This is a genomic window from Pseudomonas sp. S07E 245 (assembly GCF_019599025.1).
In the GTDB taxonomy this organism is placed as follows: Bacteria; Pseudomonadota; Gammaproteobacteria; order Pseudomonadales; family Pseudomonadaceae; genus Aquipseudomonas; species Aquipseudomonas shirazensis.
Genome location: NZ_CP080625.1, coordinates 44,161 through 60,521, shown reverse-complemented (window position 1 = coordinate 60,521; position 16,361 = coordinate 44,161). Strand labels below are relative to the sequence as shown.

The 16,361-nt window shown below is 61.4% G+C and carries 20 protein-coding genes; 8 read left to right on the top strand and 12 right to left on the bottom strand.

The genetic code is table 11. The features are described 5' to 3' along the window. Positions 1–72: 72 nt before the first annotated feature. The 12 genes from K3F44_RS00315 to K3F44_RS00260 form a co-directional block, all read right to left on the bottom strand. Positions 73–1,359, bottom strand: coding sequence for an MFS transporter (locus K3F44_RS00315; RefSeq protein WP_101316892.1), 1,287 nt, complete (start codon positions 1,357–1,359; stop codon positions 73–75). Positions 1,360–1,372: 13 nt separating this feature from the next. Further along, positions 1,373–2,023, bottom strand: coding sequence for a FadR/GntR family transcriptional regulator (locus K3F44_RS00310; RefSeq protein WP_101316890.1), 651 nt, complete (start codon positions 2,021–2,023; stop codon positions 1,373–1,375). A 272-nt stretch (positions 2,024–2,295) separates the two neighbouring features. After that, entirely contained in the window at positions 2,296–3,342 is a 1,047-nt protein-coding gene (gene hisC / locus K3F44_RS00305; RefSeq protein WP_150570827.1) for a histidinol-phosphate transaminase, read from the bottom strand. A gap of 2 nt (positions 3,343–3,344) precedes the next feature. After that, positions 3,345–4,670 (bottom strand): histidinol dehydrogenase, encoded by a 1,326-nt coding sequence (gene hisD, locus K3F44_RS00300; RefSeq protein WP_101316886.1) that lies wholly within the window; start codon positions 4,668–4,670, stop codon positions 3,345–3,347. Positions 4,671–4,796: 126 nt separating this feature from the next. Next, positions 4,797–5,432 carry an ATP phosphoribosyltransferase gene (gene hisG, locus K3F44_RS00295; RefSeq protein ID WP_101316884.1) on the bottom strand — a complete coding sequence of 212 codons (636 nt, stop codon included), beginning with the start codon at positions 5,430–5,432 and terminating at the stop codon, positions 4,797–4,799. 89 nt (positions 5,433–5,521) lie between these two features. After that, positions 5,522–6,787: a UDP-N-acetylglucosamine 1-carboxyvinyltransferase gene (murA, locus tag K3F44_RS00290; protein WP_101316882.1), complete on the bottom strand. Its 1,266-nt coding sequence runs from the start codon at positions 6,785–6,787 to the stop codon at positions 5,522–5,524. A gap of 23 nt (positions 6,788–6,810) precedes the next feature. Beyond that, entirely contained in the window at positions 6,811–7,050 is a 240-nt protein-coding gene (locus K3F44_RS00285) for a BolA family protein (RefSeq protein ID WP_101316880.1), read from the bottom strand. 118 nt (positions 7,051–7,168) lie between these two features. After that, the gene (locus K3F44_RS00280; RefSeq protein WP_101316878.1) at positions 7,169–7,471 is read right to left on the bottom strand and encodes a lipid asymmetry maintenance protein MlaB; all 303 of its coding nucleotides are present in this window, start codon (positions 7,469–7,471) and stop codon (positions 7,169–7,171) included. Then, positions 7,468–8,121 carry a phospholipid-binding protein MlaC gene (locus tag K3F44_RS00275; RefSeq protein WP_101316876.1) on the bottom strand — a complete coding sequence of 218 codons (654 nt, stop codon included), beginning with the start codon at positions 8,119–8,121 and terminating at the stop codon, positions 7,468–7,470. Before K3F44_RS00275 ends, K3F44_RS00280 begins: the two co-directional genes overlap by 4 nt. 9 nt (positions 8,122–8,130) lie before the next feature. Then, the gene (mlaD, locus tag K3F44_RS00270; protein ID WP_101316874.1) at positions 8,131–8,616 is read right to left on the bottom strand and encodes an outer membrane lipid asymmetry maintenance protein MlaD; all 486 of its coding nucleotides are present in this window, start codon (positions 8,614–8,616) and stop codon (positions 8,131–8,133) included. Then, entirely contained in the window at positions 8,616–9,413 is a 798-nt protein-coding gene (gene mlaE / locus K3F44_RS00265; protein ID WP_101316871.1) for a lipid asymmetry maintenance ABC transporter permease subunit MlaE, read from the bottom strand. The genes mlaD and mlaE overlap by 1 nt, the downstream gene beginning before the upstream one ends. Then, positions 9,413–10,222: an ATP-binding cassette domain-containing protein gene (locus K3F44_RS00260; RefSeq protein WP_101316869.1), complete on the bottom strand. Its 810-nt coding sequence runs from the start codon at positions 10,220–10,222 to the stop codon at positions 9,413–9,415. Before K3F44_RS00260 ends, mlaE begins: the two co-directional genes overlap by 1 nt. A gap of 243 nt (positions 10,223–10,465) precedes the next feature. On the opposite strand from K3F44_RS00260, the gene K3F44_RS00255 reads away from it, so the two are divergent. From K3F44_RS00255 to ptsN, 8 genes are all read left to right on the top strand, one after another. Continuing rightward, positions 10,466–11,440, top strand: a complete 975-nt coding sequence (locus tag K3F44_RS00255; protein ID WP_101316866.1) for an SIS domain-containing protein — start codon at positions 10,466–10,468, stop codon at positions 11,438–11,440. A 14-nt stretch (positions 11,441–11,454) separates the two neighbouring features. Further along, positions 11,455–11,979, top strand: a complete 525-nt coding sequence (locus tag K3F44_RS00250) for an HAD family hydrolase (protein ID WP_101322952.1) — start codon at positions 11,455–11,457, stop codon at positions 11,977–11,979. Positions 11,980–11,987: 8 nt separating this feature from the next. After that, a complete protein-coding gene (gene lptC, locus K3F44_RS00245; RefSeq protein WP_101316864.1) occupies positions 11,988–12,560 on the top strand; it encodes an LPS export ABC transporter periplasmic protein LptC in 573 nt (190 codons plus the stop codon). Next, positions 12,547–13,074, top strand: a complete 528-nt coding sequence (lptA, locus tag K3F44_RS00240) for a lipopolysaccharide transport periplasmic protein LptA (protein WP_101316862.1) — start codon at positions 12,547–12,549, stop codon at positions 13,072–13,074. Before lptC ends, lptA begins: the two co-directional genes overlap by 14 nt. Then, positions 13,075–13,800: an LPS export ABC transporter ATP-binding protein gene (lptB, locus tag K3F44_RS00235; protein WP_220633144.1), complete on the top strand. Its 726-nt coding sequence runs from the start codon at positions 13,075–13,077 to the stop codon at positions 13,798–13,800. It abuts the gene before it with no gap. A gap of 170 nt (positions 13,801–13,970) precedes the next feature. Beyond that, the gene (locus K3F44_RS00230) at positions 13,971–15,494 is read left to right on the top strand and encodes an RNA polymerase factor sigma-54 (protein ID WP_101316858.1); all 1,524 of its coding nucleotides are present in this window, start codon (positions 13,971–13,973) and stop codon (positions 15,492–15,494) included. A gap of 78 nt (positions 15,495–15,572) precedes the next feature. Beyond that, positions 15,573–15,881: a ribosome hibernation-promoting factor, HPF/YfiA family gene (gene hpf / locus K3F44_RS00225; RefSeq protein ID WP_101316856.1), complete on the top strand. Its 309-nt coding sequence runs from the start codon at positions 15,573–15,575 to the stop codon at positions 15,879–15,881. 12 nt (positions 15,882–15,893) lie between these two features. Continuing rightward, a complete protein-coding gene (ptsN, locus tag K3F44_RS00220; RefSeq protein WP_101316854.1) occupies positions 15,894–16,361 on the top strand; it encodes a PTS IIA-like nitrogen regulatory protein PtsN in 468 nt (155 codons plus the stop codon).

Sequence of the window (16,361 nt, the reverse complement as noted above, 5' to 3'; positions counted from 1 at the left end):
TCAACAGCGGCACGATAAAGCCAGACGCCAAGGATTGCCACGCTCATTTGCCAGGTGAATGCCAGGCCCTGCTCAGCCTTGGATACGCTCACAGGTCACCTGTACATGCAGCGCCCGGCCGGCCTTGAGGCCAAACAGGATGGCACCGCCACCGATCACCGCAAAGATCCACCCCAAGGCAGCCCAGCCGCCCGTCAGATCATGCACCACGCCAACGGCAAAGGGTCCCATCGACGCCAGGGTGTAACCGACGCCTTGAGCCATGCTCGACAGATTGGCGGCCACGTGGGCATCTTTGGAGCGCAGCACGATCAGGGTCAGCGCCAGAGCGAAAGTGCCGCCCTGCCCCAGCCCAAGCAACACCGCCCAGCCCCACAGCCCGCCCAACGGCGCGTACAAGCAGCCAAACAAACCCACCAGCGTTACCAGCATGACCAGCACAATCGCCAGCCGCTGATCCTTGCCGCGGGTCGCCAGCCACGGCGCACTCAGCGCGCTGATCAGCTGCACGATGACCGAGCCGGACAACACCAGCCCTGCTTCGGTGGGGCTCAGGCCACGGCCGATCAGAATCGACGGCAGCCAGCCAAACACGATATACGCCAGCGACGACTGCAAGCCCATGTACAGCGTCACTTGCCACGCCAGCGGGTCACGCCACAGGCCACGCACGCGATAAGCGACCTTGTGCCCGGCATGCCGCTGCTTCGCCTGCGGCAACCACACCAGCATCGCCAGCAGCGCCGGCAGCATCCAGAAGCCCAGGCCGAGCGACCAGCTGTCGCCCAAGGCGTGGCTCAGAGGAACGGTGGCGCCAGCGGCCAGCGCTGCACCCAGGCACAAGGCCATGGTGTAGACACCGGTCAAAGTCCCGGCATGCTTGGGAAAGTCGCGCTTGACGATACCGGGCAAGAGCACGCCAATGACGCCGATACTCGCCCCCGCCAGCAGGCTGCCGAGAAATACTCCGGTCGCGCCGAACGTACTGCGCAGGACAATCCCCAGGGCCAACGTGAAGAGAATGCCCAGTACCACCCGCTCACTGCCGAAGCGGCGTGCCAGCAACGGCGCCAGTGGCGCAAACAAACCCAGGCACAGCACCGGCAAGGTCGTCAGCAGGCCCGATTGCGCAGCACTCAAGCCCAGGCTCTCGGCAACCTGGCCGAGCACTGGCGCCATGCTCGACAGGGCCGGCCGCAGGTTCAGCGCAACCAGCACCAGCCCCAACAGCAACAGCCAGGGCCGGTGAATGGCTGGCGGCTGCTGTTGCACCTGTTCGTCATCGGCCTCGGCATCGATCAGCAGTTCATCCAGTTCGGTCTCACGCACAGGCGCAGAGCGGGTCAGTTGGTCAGCCATGATGGTCTCGCAGTCAGGATTCGATAAGGGCCCGGCACAGACGCTTGGCCCGTTCCGGATCGCGTTGTTCAACCGCATCGAGAATCTCTCCGTGCAGATCGAACACCGCCTGGCAGCGCGGCAGCGCGCTCATGTTGCGTTCCAGGGCAGCGGCCACGACACCGGAGAAGTATCGGTACAGCTCGCTCAAGGCAGGGTTGTGCGCGGCATCGACCAGGCGCTGGTGGAACAGCAGATCGCAGTGCACATAGGTATCGAGGTCGGCGTGATAGTGCTCGGCGCTGCCGGCAAGGGCTGCGCGCAGCTCCAGCAGGTCCTGCTCGGTGCGCCGCAGGGCTGCCAGACCAATCGCTTCAGCCTCGAGAATGTGGCGGGTCTCGCGCGCCTGTTCGGGCGTGCAGCGGGCCATGGCCTGTATCGCGTGGAGCGGATCCTGCGCGGTACGCAGGTAGCTGCCATCACCCTGGCGGACTTCGACCAGACCGCTGAAAGCAAGCACGCGCATGGCCTCGCGTACGGTATTGCGGCTGATGCCGAGCTCGGCGGCCAGCTCTGGCTCGGTCGGCAGGCGCTCACCTACTTTCCAACTGCCCTCGACGATCCGCCGGCGCAATTGCTCGACCGCCAGCTCCACCAGCGAACGCTTGATCAGTTCATTTCCCATGTCGCAACCAACTCAACCAATCATCCTACGAATTATCGGATTGTAACTGAAAGCTGGCCTGCCGCCACTTGGCATTTTTGTCAGTTGCGGCTGCGGTGCGACTTTGGGAGGCTGTAGCGCTTTTTTACAGGGCTGAACGTGAATGCGTAACCACATAGCCATGGGTATCGTCATCGGGCTGGTGGTACTGACGCTGTTGCTGTTGGCGATCGTCATCAAGTCCGATGAGCAAAGCCGGCCCTCGCAAGTGAGGGCCGGGCCGCCTGGCTTACTCAGCCCAGGGCATCGACCAGCGCCTGGTTCATCTGCGGCGTACCGATGGTGATGCGCAGGAACTGGGCAACTCGCGCTTGTTTGAAGTGACGCACGATCACCCCTTGCTCGCGCAGGCGCGCCGCAAGCTCGGCAGCGTCGTGCTGCGGGTGGCGGGCAAAGATGAAGTTGGCCGCTGACGGCAGCACCTCGAAACCCTTGGCCTGCAGCTGCGCGACCAAGGCCTCGCGGCTGTCGATGACCTGGCGACAGGTCTCGTCGAAGTACTCGCGGTCCTCGAACGCTACCGCGGCGCCGACGATCGCCATGCGGTCGAGCGGATAGGAGTTGAAGCTGTTCTTGATCCGCTCCAGCGCATCGATCAGGTCCGGGTGGCCCACCGCCAAGCCTACCCGCAGGCCGGCCAGCGAGCGCGACTTGGACAAGGTCTGGGTGACCAGCAGGTTGTCGTAACGGTCGACCAGGCTGATCGCCGTCTGGCCGCCGAAGTCGATGTAGGCTTCGTCTACCACCACCACCGAGTCAGGGTTGGCCTGCAGCAACTGCTCGATCGCCTCCAGCGCCAACAGGCAGCCCGTAGGCGCGTTCGGGTTGGGGAAGATGATGCCGCCGTTGGGCTTGGCATAATCTTCGACGCGGATCTGGAACTGCTCGTCCAGGGCGATCTGCTCGAACGCAATGCCGTACAGACCGCAGTACACCGGATAGAAGCTGTAGCTCACATCAGGGAACAGCAGCGGCGCGCCGTGCTGGAACAGGCCATGGAAAATGTGCGCAAGCACCTCGTCCGAGCCATTGCCGACAAACACCTGGCCGCTGCTCACACCGTAATACTCGGCCACGGCCTGCTTGAGCCGGTCACTGTTAGGGTCCGGGTACAGCCGCAGGTTGTCGTTCAGCTCCCCACGCATGGCCTCCAGCGCCTTGGGCGACGGGCCATAGGGGTTTTCATTGGTGTTGAGCTTGATCAGGCGGGTCAGCTTGGGCTGCTCGCCGGGTACGTAAGGCACCAGGTCCTTGACGAATGGGCTCCAGAATCGACTCATGTTCAGTTGCCCTCGGCAGTGGTGCGGATACGGTATTCGGCGCTGCGGGCGTGGGCCGTCAGCGATTCGCCACGGGCCAGCACCGATGCGGTGTGGCCGAGCTCGGAAGCGCCCTGCTCGGAGCAGAAGATGATCGACGAGCGCTTCTGGAAGTCATACACGCCCAGCGGCGACGAGAAGCGCGCGGTGCCGGAGGTTGGCAGGACGTGGTTGGGGCCTGCGCAGTAATCGCCCAGCGCCTCGCTGGTGTGGCGGCCCATGAAGATCGCACCGGCGTGGCGGATCTGCGGCAGCCAGGCCTGCGGGTCGGCAACCGACAGTTCAAGGTGCTCCGGAGCAATCCGGTTGGCCACTTCGATGGCCTGCTGCATGTCGCGCACGTGGATCAGTGCACCACGGCCATTGATCGACTTTTCGATGATCTCGGCGCGCTCCAGGGTCGGCATCAGTTTGTCGATACTGGCCGCCACCCGATCCAGAAACTCCGCATCCGGGCTGACCAGAATGGCTTGGGCATCTTCATCGTGCTCGGCCTGGGAGAACAGGTCCATGGCGATCCAGTCCGGATCAGTCTGGCCGTCGCAGACCACCAGGATTTCCGACGGGCCGGCGATCATGTCGATGCCGACCTGACCGAACACATGGCGCTTGGCGGTGGCCACATAGATATTGCCCGGGCCGACGATCTTGTCGACCTGCGGCACGCTCTCGGTACCGTAGGCAAGCGCAGCCACGGCCTGAGCGCCGCCGACCGTGAACACCCGGTCAACCCCAGCGATGCAGGCCGCCGCGAGCACCAGCTCGTTGAGCTCGCCACGCGGCGTCGGCACCACCATGACTACTTCGCCAACACCGGCAACCTTGGCCGGAATCGCGTTCATCAACACCGACGACGGATAGGACGCTTTGCCGCCGGGAACGTACAAGCCAGCGCGGTCCAGTGGCGTGACCTTCTGGCCAAGCACGGTGCCGTCGGCTTCGGTGTACTGCCAGGAATCCTGCTTCTGCCGCTGGTGGTAGCTGCGCACGCGCTCGGCGGCTTTTTCCAGGGCTTCACGCTGGCTCGCGGTAATCCGCGTAAGCGCAAGTTCCAGCCGGGCACGGTCAAGAATCAGATCGTTGATGGAGGTCGCCTGCACGCCATCGAAACGCTGGGTGAACTCGACCAAGGCGGCATCACCGCGCTCACGGACGGCTTTGATGATGTCGAGCACGCGCTGGTTGACCGCGTCATCGGACACACTCTCCCAGCTCAGCAGATGATCCAGATGTCGGGCGAAATCCGGATCAGCGGCGTTGAGACGGGCAATTGCAGTGGACACGGTCATGGCGAGGGCCTCGAATAGTAGCGAATGCTCAGGCGCCCTAGGCTACCAGTCGATCCGCGCGGGCACCTGAGAAAATTGGCTATGGCGCGGATAGACGGGCACGACAGCGAAGGTCGTGCGCAGGAGTCAACCGCGGTGTCGCGACTCGACCGCTTGGCGCAGGGTGTCGATCAGGCTCTGGATGCGCGCATGCTGCATCTTCATCGAAGCCTTGTTCACTACCAGACGCGAGCTGACCATGGCGATCAGCTCTTGCGGCTCGAGGCCGTTGGCACGCAGGGTATTGCCGGTGTCGACCACGTCGATGATCTTGTCGGCGAGGTTGATCAGCGGCGCCAGCTCCATCGAGCCGTACAGCTTGATGATGTCGACCTGACGGCCCTGTTCGGCATAGTAACGCTTGGCAACATTGACGAACTTGGTGGCCACACGCAGACGGCCCTTAGGCTCGGGTGCGCCGACAACACCGGCGGTCATCAGCTTGCAGCAGGCGATCTGCAGGTCCAGCGGCTCATACAGGCCCTGGCCGCCGTACTCCATGAGCACGTCCTTGCCAGCCACACCGAGGTCGGCCGCCCCATGCTCGACATAGGTCGGCACGTCGGTGGCGCGCACGATCAGCAGGCGCACGTCATCCTGAGTCGTGGGGATGATCAGCTTGCGGCTCTTGTCCGGGTTCTCGGTGGGCACGATACCGGCTTCGGCCAGCAACGGCAGGGTATCGTCGAGAATGCGGCCTTTGGATAGCGCGATGGTCAACATGGCAAACGTCGGTCCTTAAGCGGCTACAGCAGCCGGGAGCAAAGCCCGGCTGCATTGAATTCGTTGGCGCGTCCATGCGCCTGGGCAGGTTAGCCCGGTACGCGGCGGATCTTCGCGCCGAGCATTTGCAGCTTCTCTTCGATGCACTCGTAACCACGGTCGATGTGGTAGATGCGATCGATCAAGGTGTCGCCCTCGGCAACCAGAGCCGACAACACCAGGCTCGCCGAGGCACGCAGGTCGGTGGCCATCACTGGCGCGCCCTTGAGGGTCTTGACCCCGGTAACGATGGCAGTGTTGCCTTCGACCTGGATGTGCGCGCCCATGCGGTGCATTTCGTAAACATGCATGAAGCGGTTTTCGAAGATCGTCTCGATCACTGCTCCAGTGCCTTCGGCAATGGCGTTGAGCGAGATGAACTGCGCCTGCATGTCGGTCGGGAACGCCGGATACGGGGCGGTGCGCAGGTTGACGGCTTTGGGCCGCTTGCCGTGCATGTTCAGCTCGATCCAGTCTTCGCCGGTGGTGATATCGGCGCCGGCTTCCTTGAGCTTCTCGAGGACTGCTTCAAGGATGGTCGGATCGGTGTCCTTGACCTTGACCCGACCGCCAGTGACGGCAGCCGCCACCAGGTAGGTGCCGGTTTCGATACGGTCAGGCATGACCCGGTAGTGGGCCGAGTGCAGACGCTCGACGCCATCGATGGTGATGGTGTCGGTGCCCGCGCCCTGGACGTTGGCACCCATGGCGATCAGGAAGTTGGCCAGGTCGACCACTTCCGGTTCGCGTGCGGCGTTCTGCAGAACGCTGCGGCCGCGGGCCAGAGCAGCAGCCATCATGATGTTTTCGGTGCCGGTCACGCTCACCGTGTCGAAGAAGAAGTGCGCACCGCGCAGGCCGCCTTCAGGCGCCTTGGCCTTGATGTAGCCGCCTTCGACTTCAATTTTTGCACCCATGGCCTCAAGGCCGCGGATGTGCAGGTCAACCGGACGCGAACCGATCGCGCAACCGCCAGGCAGGGCAACTTCAGCCTCGCCGAAGCGGGCAACCATCGGCCCCAGTACCAGAATCGAGGCGCGCATGGTCTTGACCAGCTCGTACGGCGCAACCAGTGTCTTGATTGCACGCGGATCGATTTCGACTGCCAGCTTCTCATCGATCACAGGCTCGATGCCCATGCGCCCGAACAGCTCGATCATGGTGGTGATGTCGTGCAGGTGCGGCAGGTTGCCGACGGTCACTGGACCATCGCACAGCAGCGTTGCTGCAAGGATCGGCAGGGCAGCGTTCTTTGCCCCGGAAATGCGGATCTCGCCATCGAGACGAGGGCCGCCAGTAATAATCAGTTTGTCCATTAGGATCTCGCCGCCAAGTTGGCTCAGGTGCGCTCAGCCCAGGCTGCGCTGCTGAAAAATTTCATGGTTACCGCGTGGATACTGCCATCGGCAATCCACGGATTCAGGTGAGCATAGATCGCCTGTTGACGCTTTACCGGGCTCTGCCCCGCCAGCTCGTCGCTGATCACGTTCAACTGGAAGTTGCAGCCTTCGCCTTCAACTTCGACCCGGGTTCCGGGCAATTTCGCTTCAAGGAAGCTCTTAACTTCTACGGCCTGCATGCTCAACCTCAATCGGCGCCCTGTGCGCGCGGGTCGGCCATCATACAAAAAAGCCCCTCGCCTGCGAAGCCCATCAATGGGCACGCTGACCGAGGGGCCTTTTCACCTTGCCGGGCAATCAGCCCGCCAACACTTCGTCGAGGTCATAGACCTCGGCGATTTCACGCATGTCATCAGGCATGCCACGCAGTGCCCAGGACTTGCCTGCGGCCTGCGCATCACGCATGAATGCCAGCAGTAACGACAAGCCGACACTGCTCGACTTGACTACCGCCGAGCAGTCCAGCATTACCTGCTGCTCACCACAGGCGGCAATCAGTGCCTTGCCCTGCTTGCGTAGGGCGGGGCCCGTGCGAAAGTCCAGCACGCCAGCCAGACGCAGCACGCCCGGCTCGGCCATGCTTACGCTGGTTTCACTCATTTGACTGCCTTCTCCGGCGAACTGTCGGCGGTTTGCTTGGCCTTGGCCACTTCACCTGCCCAGCCGTCGATGGTCTTGTCCAGGTCATTGCCATTGCGCGACATGGCGTCGGCGAACTGGTCACGGAACAGCTTGCCGATGTTGATGCCGTTGACGATGACGTTACGCACCTTCCACTCGCCATCCAGTTTGACCATGGTGTATTGCACCGGGTAAATCGAACCATTGGTACCGGTGACCTTCATGCCCACGCTGGTGCGATCACCTTCATCGCCCTTGGCAGGGTCGAGGGTGATGCCCTGGTTGTTGTACTCGAGCAAGGCATTGCCATAGAACTGCATCAAGCTGCGCTTGAAGTTCTCCTGGAAGCGCTGCATCTGCGCAGGCGTAGCCTTGCGCGAATACTTGACGGTCATGATGCTCTTGGAGATGCCATCAGCGTCGACCACCGGGCCGAGGTTGCTGTTGAGAGCATCGTAGAACGCCTGCGGGTCAGCCTTGTATTGCTGCTTGTTGGCCTTGAGGTCGCTGAGCAACTGATCGGTGGTGGTCTGAATCACTTCTCGGGCGGTTTGCCCAGGTGCAGCGGTGGTCAGCAGGGGGAAAGCCGCCAGCAGGACCAGCAAACCGCGTCGCAGGATCGAGATCATGGAAACTCCTTAATTAGCTGGGTTGGCTTCTTTCGGTTCTTTGCCAACGGTATTGAGCAGGAACTTGCCAATCAGATCTTCCAGTACCAGGGCAGACTGGGTGTCATGGATGGTGCTGTCATCTTTGAGCACCTGATCCTCACCACCCACGCTGATACCGATGTACTTCTCGCCGAGCAACCCGGCGGTCAGGATCGATGCAGTGGAGTCGACCGGCAGATTATCGACGTTCTTGTCCAGCTGCAGCGTGACCCGACCGGTGTAGGAATCGCGATCCAGATCGATGGCCGTGACCTTGCCGATGGTCACACCGGCCATGGTCACTTTAGCTCTGACCGTCAAACCGGCGATATTGTCGAAGTACGCGTAAACTTTATAGGTATCGCTGGTCGGGCTGGCCGACAGCCCGCTGACACGCAGGGCCAGCAGCAGCAACGCCAGGATCCCGGCCAGGAGGAACAGGCCGACACCGATTTCCAGGGTGCGGTTTTGCATCAGAAATCTCCAAACATCAAGGCGGTCAGAATAAAGTCCAGACCCAGCACTGCCAACGAGGCATAGACCACGGTCTTGGTGGTGGCACGGCTGATCCCCTCTGAAGTGGGCTCACAGTCATACCCCTGGAAAACGGCAATCCAGGTCACGACGAAGGCAAACACCAGGCTTTTGACCAGGCCGTTGAGCACGTCATCGGTGAATGAAACACTGTTCTGCATGTTGGCCCAGAACGAGCCTTCGTAGACACCCAGCCAGTCGACTGCCACCCACGAGCCACCCCAGATCCCCACCACGCTGAACATCAGCGCCAGCAGCGGCAGCGAAATGAAGCCGGCCCACAGCCGCGGTGCAACGATGTACTTGAGTGGGTCGACGCCGATCATTTCCAGGCTCGACAACTGCTCGGTCGACTTCATGTTGCCGATTTCGGCAGTCAGCGCAGAGCCGGCGCGACCGGCAAACAGCAGCGCAGTGACGACCGGGCCGAGTTCGCGCAACAGCGTCAGAGCAACCATCTGCCCGACCGCTTGCTCGGAGCCGTATTTGGTGAGGATGCTGTAGCCCTGCAGGGCCAGCACCATGCCGATGAACATGCCGGAGACGACAATGATCGCCAGCGACAGCACGCCGACTGAATAAAGCTGCTTGACCAGCAGCTGGAAGCCACCGCCAAGCCCGCCCCGGCCGACCAGGGCATGGCCCAGGAACAGGCACGAACGACCCAGTACTGCCACTACATCGATGGCCGAGCGACCGAGCAGGCGTACGCGTTCAAGTAAGGATCTTCGGCGCATCAACGCGTCCCCAGCAGATCGGCGCGGTAGTCAGGCGCAGGAAAATGGAAAGGTACCGGTCCGTCCGGATCGCCCTTCATGAATTGGCGGATGCGCGGATTGTCCGAGCCCATCAGCTCGTCCGGAGTGCCCTGACCCAGCACCTGGCCATCACCCACTACGTAGATGTAGTCGGCGATGCTCGCGGTTTCCGCCAGGTCGTGCGACACGACGATACTGGTAATGCCAAGGGCATCGTTGAGCAGACGGATCAAACGCACCAGAACACCCATCGCGATAGGATCCTGGCCGACGAATGGCTCGTCGTACATGAGAATCTGCGGGTCGAGGGCAATTGCCCGCGCCAACGCCACCCGCCGCTTCATGCCGCCGGAGAGTTCGTCGGGCATCAGGTCGATGGCGCCGCGCAGGCCAACGGCCTGCAGTTTCATCAGGACGATGTCGCGGATCATCTCTTCCGACAGCTCGGTGTGCACCCGCAGCGGGAAGGCAACGTTCTCGAACACGTCGAGGTCGGTGAACAATGCACCGCTCTGAAACAGCACGCCCATCTGCTTGCGTGCATCGAACAGATCACTGCGCGACAGCGTCGGCAAATTCTGCCCGGCCACCCACACTTCGCCGCTGGCGGGGCGCAGCTGGGCGCCCATCAGGCGCAACAGGGTGGTCTTGCCGCACCCCGATGGCCCCATGATGCCAGTGACCTTTCCGCGTGGAATGCGGATGTCGACATTACTGAAAATGCTGCGCGAACCGCGCTTGAAGGTAACCCCCTTCAACTCGACCGCGTAGGCGCTATCCACACTCATCTAGACTCCTTGCAATACAGCCTCGTCCAATGGACGCCTGCCCTCATCGTGAAGGCACACACGCCCCACCCGGGCCGAATCAGCGGCGAACTATAGCACCGCAGGCGAGCCCGCCCCAAGGCTATCGCAGCGTCATTCAGGCGAATGACAGGCGGCCGCGGCAGGCTTATGACAATCCAGTGATGAGCCTTTCGCACATTGCGGCTATAATCGGCGCCTTTTCATCAGGCATTGCTTTTCGACATGAGCCAATCCAGCGAGCTGATCCAATCTGCCCAGCGCACTTTGCGCCTGGAACTCGAGGCTGTTGAGGGCCTGTTGCCGCGTATCGACGACAATTTCGTCAAGGCCTGCGAACTGATTCTGGCCAGCAAAGGCCGTGTGGTCGTGGTTGGCATGGGCAAGTCCGGGCATATCGGCAACAAGATCGCGGCGACCCTGGCCAGTACCGGTACGCCGTCATTTTTTGTCCATCCGGCCGAAGCCAGCCACGGTGACATGGGCATGATCACCCGTGATGACGTGATCCTGGCGCTGTCCAACTCCGGCAGCACTGCCGAGATCGTTACCCTGCTGCCATTGATCAAGCGCCTTGGCATTCAGCTGATCAGCCTCACCGGCAACCCCGATTCACAGCTGGCGCAAGCGGCCGAGGCCAACCTCGATGCGCGCGTGGCGCAGGAAGCCTGCCCGCTGAACCTGGCACCAACTTCCTCGACCACCGCAGCGCTGGTGCTCGGCGACGCCCTCGCGATCGCCCTGCTTGAGGCCCGCGGCTTCTCGGCCGAGGATTTCGCCTTCTCGCACCCCGGCGGCGCCCTTGGCCGACGTTTGCTGCTCAAGGTCGAAAACGTCATGCACTCGGGCGACGAGCTGCCGCAGGTGCGACGTGGCACCCTGCTCAAGGAAGCGCTGCTGGAAATGTCCCGTAAAGGTTTGGGCATGACCGTCGTGCTGGAAAACGACGGTACCCTGGCTGGCGTGTTCACTGACGGCGACCTGCGCCGCAGCCTGGACCGCAATATCGATGTACACACCACCCTGATCGATGAGGTGATGACCGTGCACGGCAAGACTGCCCGCGCCGAGATGCTCGCCGCTGAAGCCTTGAAGATCATGGAAGACCACAAGATCGGCGCCCTCGTCGTGGTCGATCAGCACGATCGCCCGACCGGCGCGCTGAACATGCACGACCTGCTCCGCGCCGGAGTCATGTGATGAACGGAGATGCCATGAGCGAAGACATCCTGCAACGCGGCAAAGCCATCAAGCTGGCCGTTTTCGACGTCGACGGTGTGCTCACCGACGGCCGCCTGTACTTCCTTGAAGACGGCAGCGAATTCAAGACCTTCAACACCCTCGACGGCCAGGGCATCAAGATGCTCATGGCCTCGGGTGTGACCACGGCAATCATCAGCGGGCGCAAGACCCCGGTGGTCGAGCGTCGGGCGAAGAACCTCGGCATCCCGCACCTGTTTCAGGGCCGCGAGGATAAACTGGTGGTTCTGGACGGCCTGCTCGCTGAACTGGGCCTAAGCTATGAGCAGGTCGCCTACCTGGGCGACGACCTGCCCGACCTGCCAGTGATTCGCCGGGTCGGCCTGGGCATGGCCGTAGCCAACGCTGCCGTGTTCGTCCGCCAGAACGCCCACGGGGTAACCCAGGCCCGCGGCGGCGAAGGTGCTGCCCGCGAGTTCTGTGAACTGATCATGCAGGCCCAGGGTACCCTGGACGCTGCCAACGCCAACTACCTGTAAGGCCGCACATGTTCAGCAAAAAAGCTAAAAACATCGCGCTGCTGGGGCTGATCGCTGCCCTGCTGGTAGCGGTCGGCTACTGGAACGTCAGCCCCGAGAGCTTCCTCGACAAGCCACAGGCCCAGGCCGACGAAAGCGCCATCGACTACTATGCGATCAATGCCCACAGCGTGCAGTTCTTGCCTGACGGCAAGATGCAATATGAAATGACCGCCGACAAGGTCGAGCACCTCAAGGCCAGCGAAGTCACACTGCTGACCACGCCAGACCTGCACATGTATCGCGGCACCGCGTATCCCTGGCATGTCCAGAGCGTGCGTGCCGAGGTCAACCCGGATGGCACCGAGGTCGAGCTGATCGACAAGGTACGGGTTGCTCGCACCGACGAAAAACAACGCGAAACCATCATTACCAGCACGCGCATGACGGTGTTCCCGCAGAAGCAATATGCGCAGACCGAGCAAGCCGTTAGAATCGACGGCGCCGGCGGCACCACCACCGGCGTTGGCATGAAAGCGTATTTGAAAGACGGCAGGATGGACCTGCTGTCCAACGTAAGAGGACAGTATGAGGCTCGTTAAAACCCTCCCTTTTTTGCTCAGCCTGAGCGCAGCACTGGGAAGCGCGAGCGCCTTGGCCCTGCCGAACGATCGTGACCAGCCAATTCGTATCCAGGCCGACGACGCTCACCTGGATGACAAACAAGGCGTAGCTACCTACCGCGGCGACGTGATCATCACCCAAGGCTCGATGATGATCAAAGGCAACACCGTGACCATGACCCGTGCCGCCAATGGCGACATCGACGTGGTGACTTCGGTGGGCAACCTGGCCTACTTCGAGCAACAGCAGGACGCCGCCAAGCCCGACAAGATGAAAGGCTGGGCCGTGACCATTCAATACCAGGCGCAAAAAGACACGGTGATTCTGACCGACCGCGCCAAGGTCGAGAATGAAAGCAACACCACCGAAGGCGAGAAGATCGTCTACAACACCAAGTCGCAGGTCGCAACCGCAGGCAATGCCGGTGGCGCCGCCACGACCAAGCGTCCGCGCATCGACATGGTGATCCAGCCGAAGAAGAAGGCCGAGTAAATGGCGACTCTCAAAGCCCAGCATCTGGCCAAGAGCTACAAGGGCCGCCAGGTGGTTCGCGACGTCAGCCTGTCGATCGACAGCGGCCAGATCGTCGGCTTGCTCGGCCCCAACGGTGCCGGCAAGACCACCTGCTTCTACATGATCGTCGGCCTGGTTCAGGCCGATCAAGGCCGCGTGCTGATCGACAACAATGACGTCAGCTACCAACCCATGCACGGCCGCGCCCGTGCCGGGATTGGCTACCTGCCGCAGGAAGCGTCGATTTTCCGCAAGCTGTCGGTTGCCGACAACATCATGGCGATCCTCGAAACGCGCAAGGAACTCGACCGTGACGGCCGTCGCAAGGAGCTGGAAAGCCTGCTGCAGGAATTCCATATCAGCCACATCCGCGACAACCTCGGCATGAGCCTTTCCGGTGGCGAACGCCGCCGTGTCGAGATTGCCCGCGCCCTGGCCACCGCACCCAAGTTCATTCTGCTGGATGAACCGTTCGCTGGCGTCGACCCGATCTCGGTAGGTGACATCAAGCAGATCATTCATCACCTCAAGGCCAAGGGTATCGGTGTGTTGATCACCGACCACAACGTCCGCGAGACGCTGGATATCTGTGAGACAGCCTACATCGTCAACGATGGTCAACTGATCGCCGAAGGCGATGCCGAGACCATTCTGGCCAACGATCTGGTCAAGGAAGTCTACCTGGGCCACGAGTTCCGGCTCTGAGGCCCTTGCCTGGGCACTGGCAGCAGCAAGCTAAAACAGCTTAAGTGTTACAGTGCTCTAGGCAAACGCTACAAATTAAGGCATATAACTTGCTTGAAATTGGCGCCGCGGCGCCCTTCGTGTAGTGGATGGCGCAGATGCGCCGGCGGACAAGGTATTAAGCCCAAGCTATGAAACCATCGCTCGTCCTAAAAATGGGCCAGCAACTGACGATGACCCCGCAGTTGCAACAGGCCATTCGTCTGCTTCAGCTCTCGACCCTGGACCTCCAACAGGAAATTCAGGAAGCGCTGGAATCCAACCCGATGCTCGAACGCCAGGAAGATGGCGAAGACTTCGACAACAGCGACCCGCTGGCCGACAGTGCCGAAAGCAAGCCAAGCGCCGAAAACCTGGAGAACAGCTTCCAGGACAGCGGTTTTCAGGATGGCAGCCTGCAGGAAGGCAGCGCCGCCAGTCAGAACCTTGAAGAAGGCGACTGGAACGAGCGCATTCCCAACGAACTACCGGTCGACACCGCCTGGGAAGATGTCTACCAGACCAGCGCCAGCAGCCTGCCCAGCAACGACGATGACGAGTGGGACTTCACCACCCGCACCTCTGCTGGCGAGAGCCTGCAAAGCCACTTGCTGTGGCAACTGAACCTGGCGCCGATGTCCGATACCGATCGCCTGATTGCAGTAACGCTGATCGACAGCATCAACCAGCAAGGCTATCTGGAAGACACCCTCGAAGAAATCTGCGCAGGCTTTGACCCGGAGCTCGACATAGAGCTCGATGAAGTCGAGGCCGTGCTGCACCGTATTCAACAGTTCGAACCCGCCGGCGTTGCCGCACGCAACCTGGGCGAGTGCCTGCTGCTGCAGCTGCGTCAGTTGCCGGCCAATACGCCTTGGTTGACCGAGGCCAAGCGCCTGGTCAGCGACTTCATCGATATGCTCGGCAGCCGCGACTACAGCCAGCTGATGCGCCGTATGAAGCTCAAGGAAGACGAGCTGCGGCAGGTCATCGAGCTGGTGCAGAGCCTCAATCCGCGGCCTGGTTCGCAGATCGAGTCGAGCGAGCCGGAGTACGTGGTGCCTGACGTGATCGTGCGCAAGGACACCGACCGCTGGCTGGTCGAGCTGAACCAGGAGGCCATGCCGCGCCTGCGGGTCAACCCGCAATATGCAGGCTTTGTCCGCCGCGCCGATACCAGCGCCGACAACACCTTCATGCGCAACCAGTTGCAGGAAGCGCGCTGGTTCATCAAGAGCCTGCAGAGCCGCAACGAGACCTTGATGAAGGTCGCCACGCAGATCGTCGAGCACCAGCGCGATTTTCTCGAGTACGGCGACGAGGCGATGAAACCGTTGGTGCTGCATGACATCGCCGAAGCAGTGGGCATGCATGAGTCGACCATCTCCCGCGTCACCACCCAGAAGTACATGCACACTCCGCGTGGCATCTTTGAGTTGAAATACTTTTTCTCGAGCCACGTCAGCACCTCCGAAGGCGGTGAATGCTCGTCCACGGCGATCCGCGCGATCATCAAGAAACTGGTTGCAGCGGAAAATCAGAAAAAGCCATTGAGTGACAGCAAGATCGCTGGTTTACTGGAGGCACAAGGCATCCAGGTAGCCCGTCGCACCGTCGCCAAGTACCGCGAGTCGCTCGGCATAGCACCGTCGAGTGAACGCAAGCGACTGATGTAGCCCCGGGATGTGCCACAGCGTTTTTGTGGCAGGTGCAAGACCTGCCTCTTTATGCACGGGCAACAAAGGAGAAGCTGTATGCAAGTCAACATCAGTGGACACCATGTAGAAGTAACCCCACCACTGCGCGACTACGTCGAGCAGAAGCTGAAGAGACTCGCAGGGCACTTTGACAAGATCACCAACGTTACGGTGATCATGAAAGTCGAGAAACTGCAGCAGAAGATCGAAGCGACTCTGCAGATTCCGGGCGGCGAAGTGGTTGCCAATGCCGAAGATCTAGACATGTATGCAGCCATCGACAATTTGGCTGACAAGCTCGACCGCCAACTGAAAAAACACAAGGAAAAACAGCAAAGTCTCCTGCAAGGTGCAGCTGCTCGCTGATCCCCCTCATCCATGATCCGACTTGAAACCATCCTGACCCCCGGCCGTTCCCTGGTGAACGTGCCGGGCGTCAGCAGTAAGAAACGCGCCCTCGAAGAAATCGCCAAGGTCGTAGCCAGCGAAGTCAGCGAGCTCGACCAGCAAGAAGTCTTCGAGAAGCTGATCGCCCGCGAAAAACTGGGCTCCACCGGGTTCGGCAATGGCATCGCCATTCCGCACTGCCGCCTCAAGGGCTGCGCCAATCCGGTCAGCGCCCTGCTCCACCTGGATCATCCAATCGATTTCGACGCCATCGATGGCGCCCCCGTGGACCTGCTGTTCGTCCTGCTGGTGCCCGAAGCTGCCACCGATGCTCACCTTGAGCTGTTGCGCCAGATTGCCAGCATGCTCGATCGCGAAGATGTGCGTAAGCGTCTGCGCGCTGCGAGAGACAACAAGGCCTTGTACCAGGTCGTCCTGGACGTGCAAAACGGGAGCTGA

What these genes read in the sequence shown, in the direction of transcription:
- mlaE (WP_101316871.1), bottom strand. Translation starts at nt 9,413, where the DNA reads ATGCGCCGAAGATCCTTACTTGAACGCGTACGCCTGCTCGGTCGCTCG.
- hisC (WP_150570827.1), bottom strand. Translation starts at nt 3,342, where the DNA reads ATGAGTCGATTCTGGAGCCCATTCGTCAAGGACCTGGTGCCTTACGTA.
- K3F44_RS00280 (WP_101316878.1), bottom strand. Translation starts at nt 7,471, where the DNA reads ATGAGTGAAACCAGCGTAAGCATGGCCGAGCCGGGCGTGCTGCGTCTG.
- hisG (WP_101316884.1), bottom strand. Translation starts at nt 5,432, where the DNA reads ATGTTGACCATCGCGCTATCCAAAGGCCGCATTCTCGACGATACCCTG.
- K3F44_RS00285 (WP_101316880.1), bottom strand. Translation starts at nt 7,050, where the DNA reads ATGCAGGCCGTAGAAGTTAAGAGCTTCCTTGAAGCGAAATTGCCCGGA.
- ptsN (WP_101316854.1), top strand. Translation starts at nt 15,894, where the DNA reads ATGATCCGACTTGAAACCATCCTGACCCCCGGCCGTTCCCTGGTGAAC.
- murA (WP_101316882.1), bottom strand. Translation starts at nt 6,787, where the DNA reads ATGGACAAACTGATTATTACTGGCGGCCCTCGTCTCGATGGCGAGATC.
- hisD (WP_101316886.1), bottom strand. Translation starts at nt 4,670, where the DNA reads ATGACCGTGTCCACTGCAATTGCCCGTCTCAACGCCGCTGATCCGGAT.
- hpf (WP_101316856.1), top strand. Translation starts at nt 15,573, where the DNA reads ATGCAAGTCAACATCAGTGGACACCATGTAGAAGTAACCCCACCACTG.
- K3F44_RS00315 (WP_101316892.1), bottom strand. Translation starts at nt 1,359, where the DNA reads ATGGCTGACCAACTGACCCGCTCTGCGCCTGTGCGTGAGACCGAACTG.
- mlaD (WP_101316874.1), bottom strand. Translation starts at nt 8,616, where the DNA reads ATGCAAAACCGCACCCTGGAAATCGGTGTCGGCCTGTTCCTCCTGGCC.
- K3F44_RS00230 (WP_101316858.1), top strand. Translation starts at nt 13,971, where the DNA reads ATGAAACCATCGCTCGTCCTAAAAATGGGCCAGCAACTGACGATGACC.
- K3F44_RS00260 (WP_101316869.1), bottom strand. Translation starts at nt 10,222, where the DNA reads ATGAGTGTGGATAGCGCCTACGCGGTCGAGTTGAAGGGGGTTACCTTC.
- lptA (WP_101316862.1), top strand. Translation starts at nt 12,547, where the DNA reads ATGAGGCTCGTTAAAACCCTCCCTTTTTTGCTCAGCCTGAGCGCAGCA.
- K3F44_RS00275 (WP_101316876.1), bottom strand. Translation starts at nt 8,121, where the DNA reads ATGATCTCGATCCTGCGACGCGGTTTGCTGGTCCTGCTGGCGGCTTTC.
- lptB (WP_220633144.1), top strand. Translation starts at nt 13,075, where the DNA reads ATGGCGACTCTCAAAGCCCAGCATCTGGCCAAGAGCTACAAGGGCCGC.
- K3F44_RS00255 (WP_101316866.1), top strand. Translation starts at nt 10,466, where the DNA reads ATGAGCCAATCCAGCGAGCTGATCCAATCTGCCCAGCGCACTTTGCGC.
- lptC (WP_101316864.1), top strand. Translation starts at nt 11,988, where the DNA reads ATGTTCAGCAAAAAAGCTAAAAACATCGCGCTGCTGGGGCTGATCGCT.
- K3F44_RS00310 (WP_101316890.1), bottom strand. Translation starts at nt 2,023, where the DNA reads ATGGGAAATGAACTGATCAAGCGTTCGCTGGTGGAGCTGGCGGTCGAG.
- K3F44_RS00250 (WP_101322952.1), top strand. Translation starts at nt 11,455, where the DNA reads ATGAGCGAAGACATCCTGCAACGCGGCAAAGCCATCAAGCTGGCCGTT.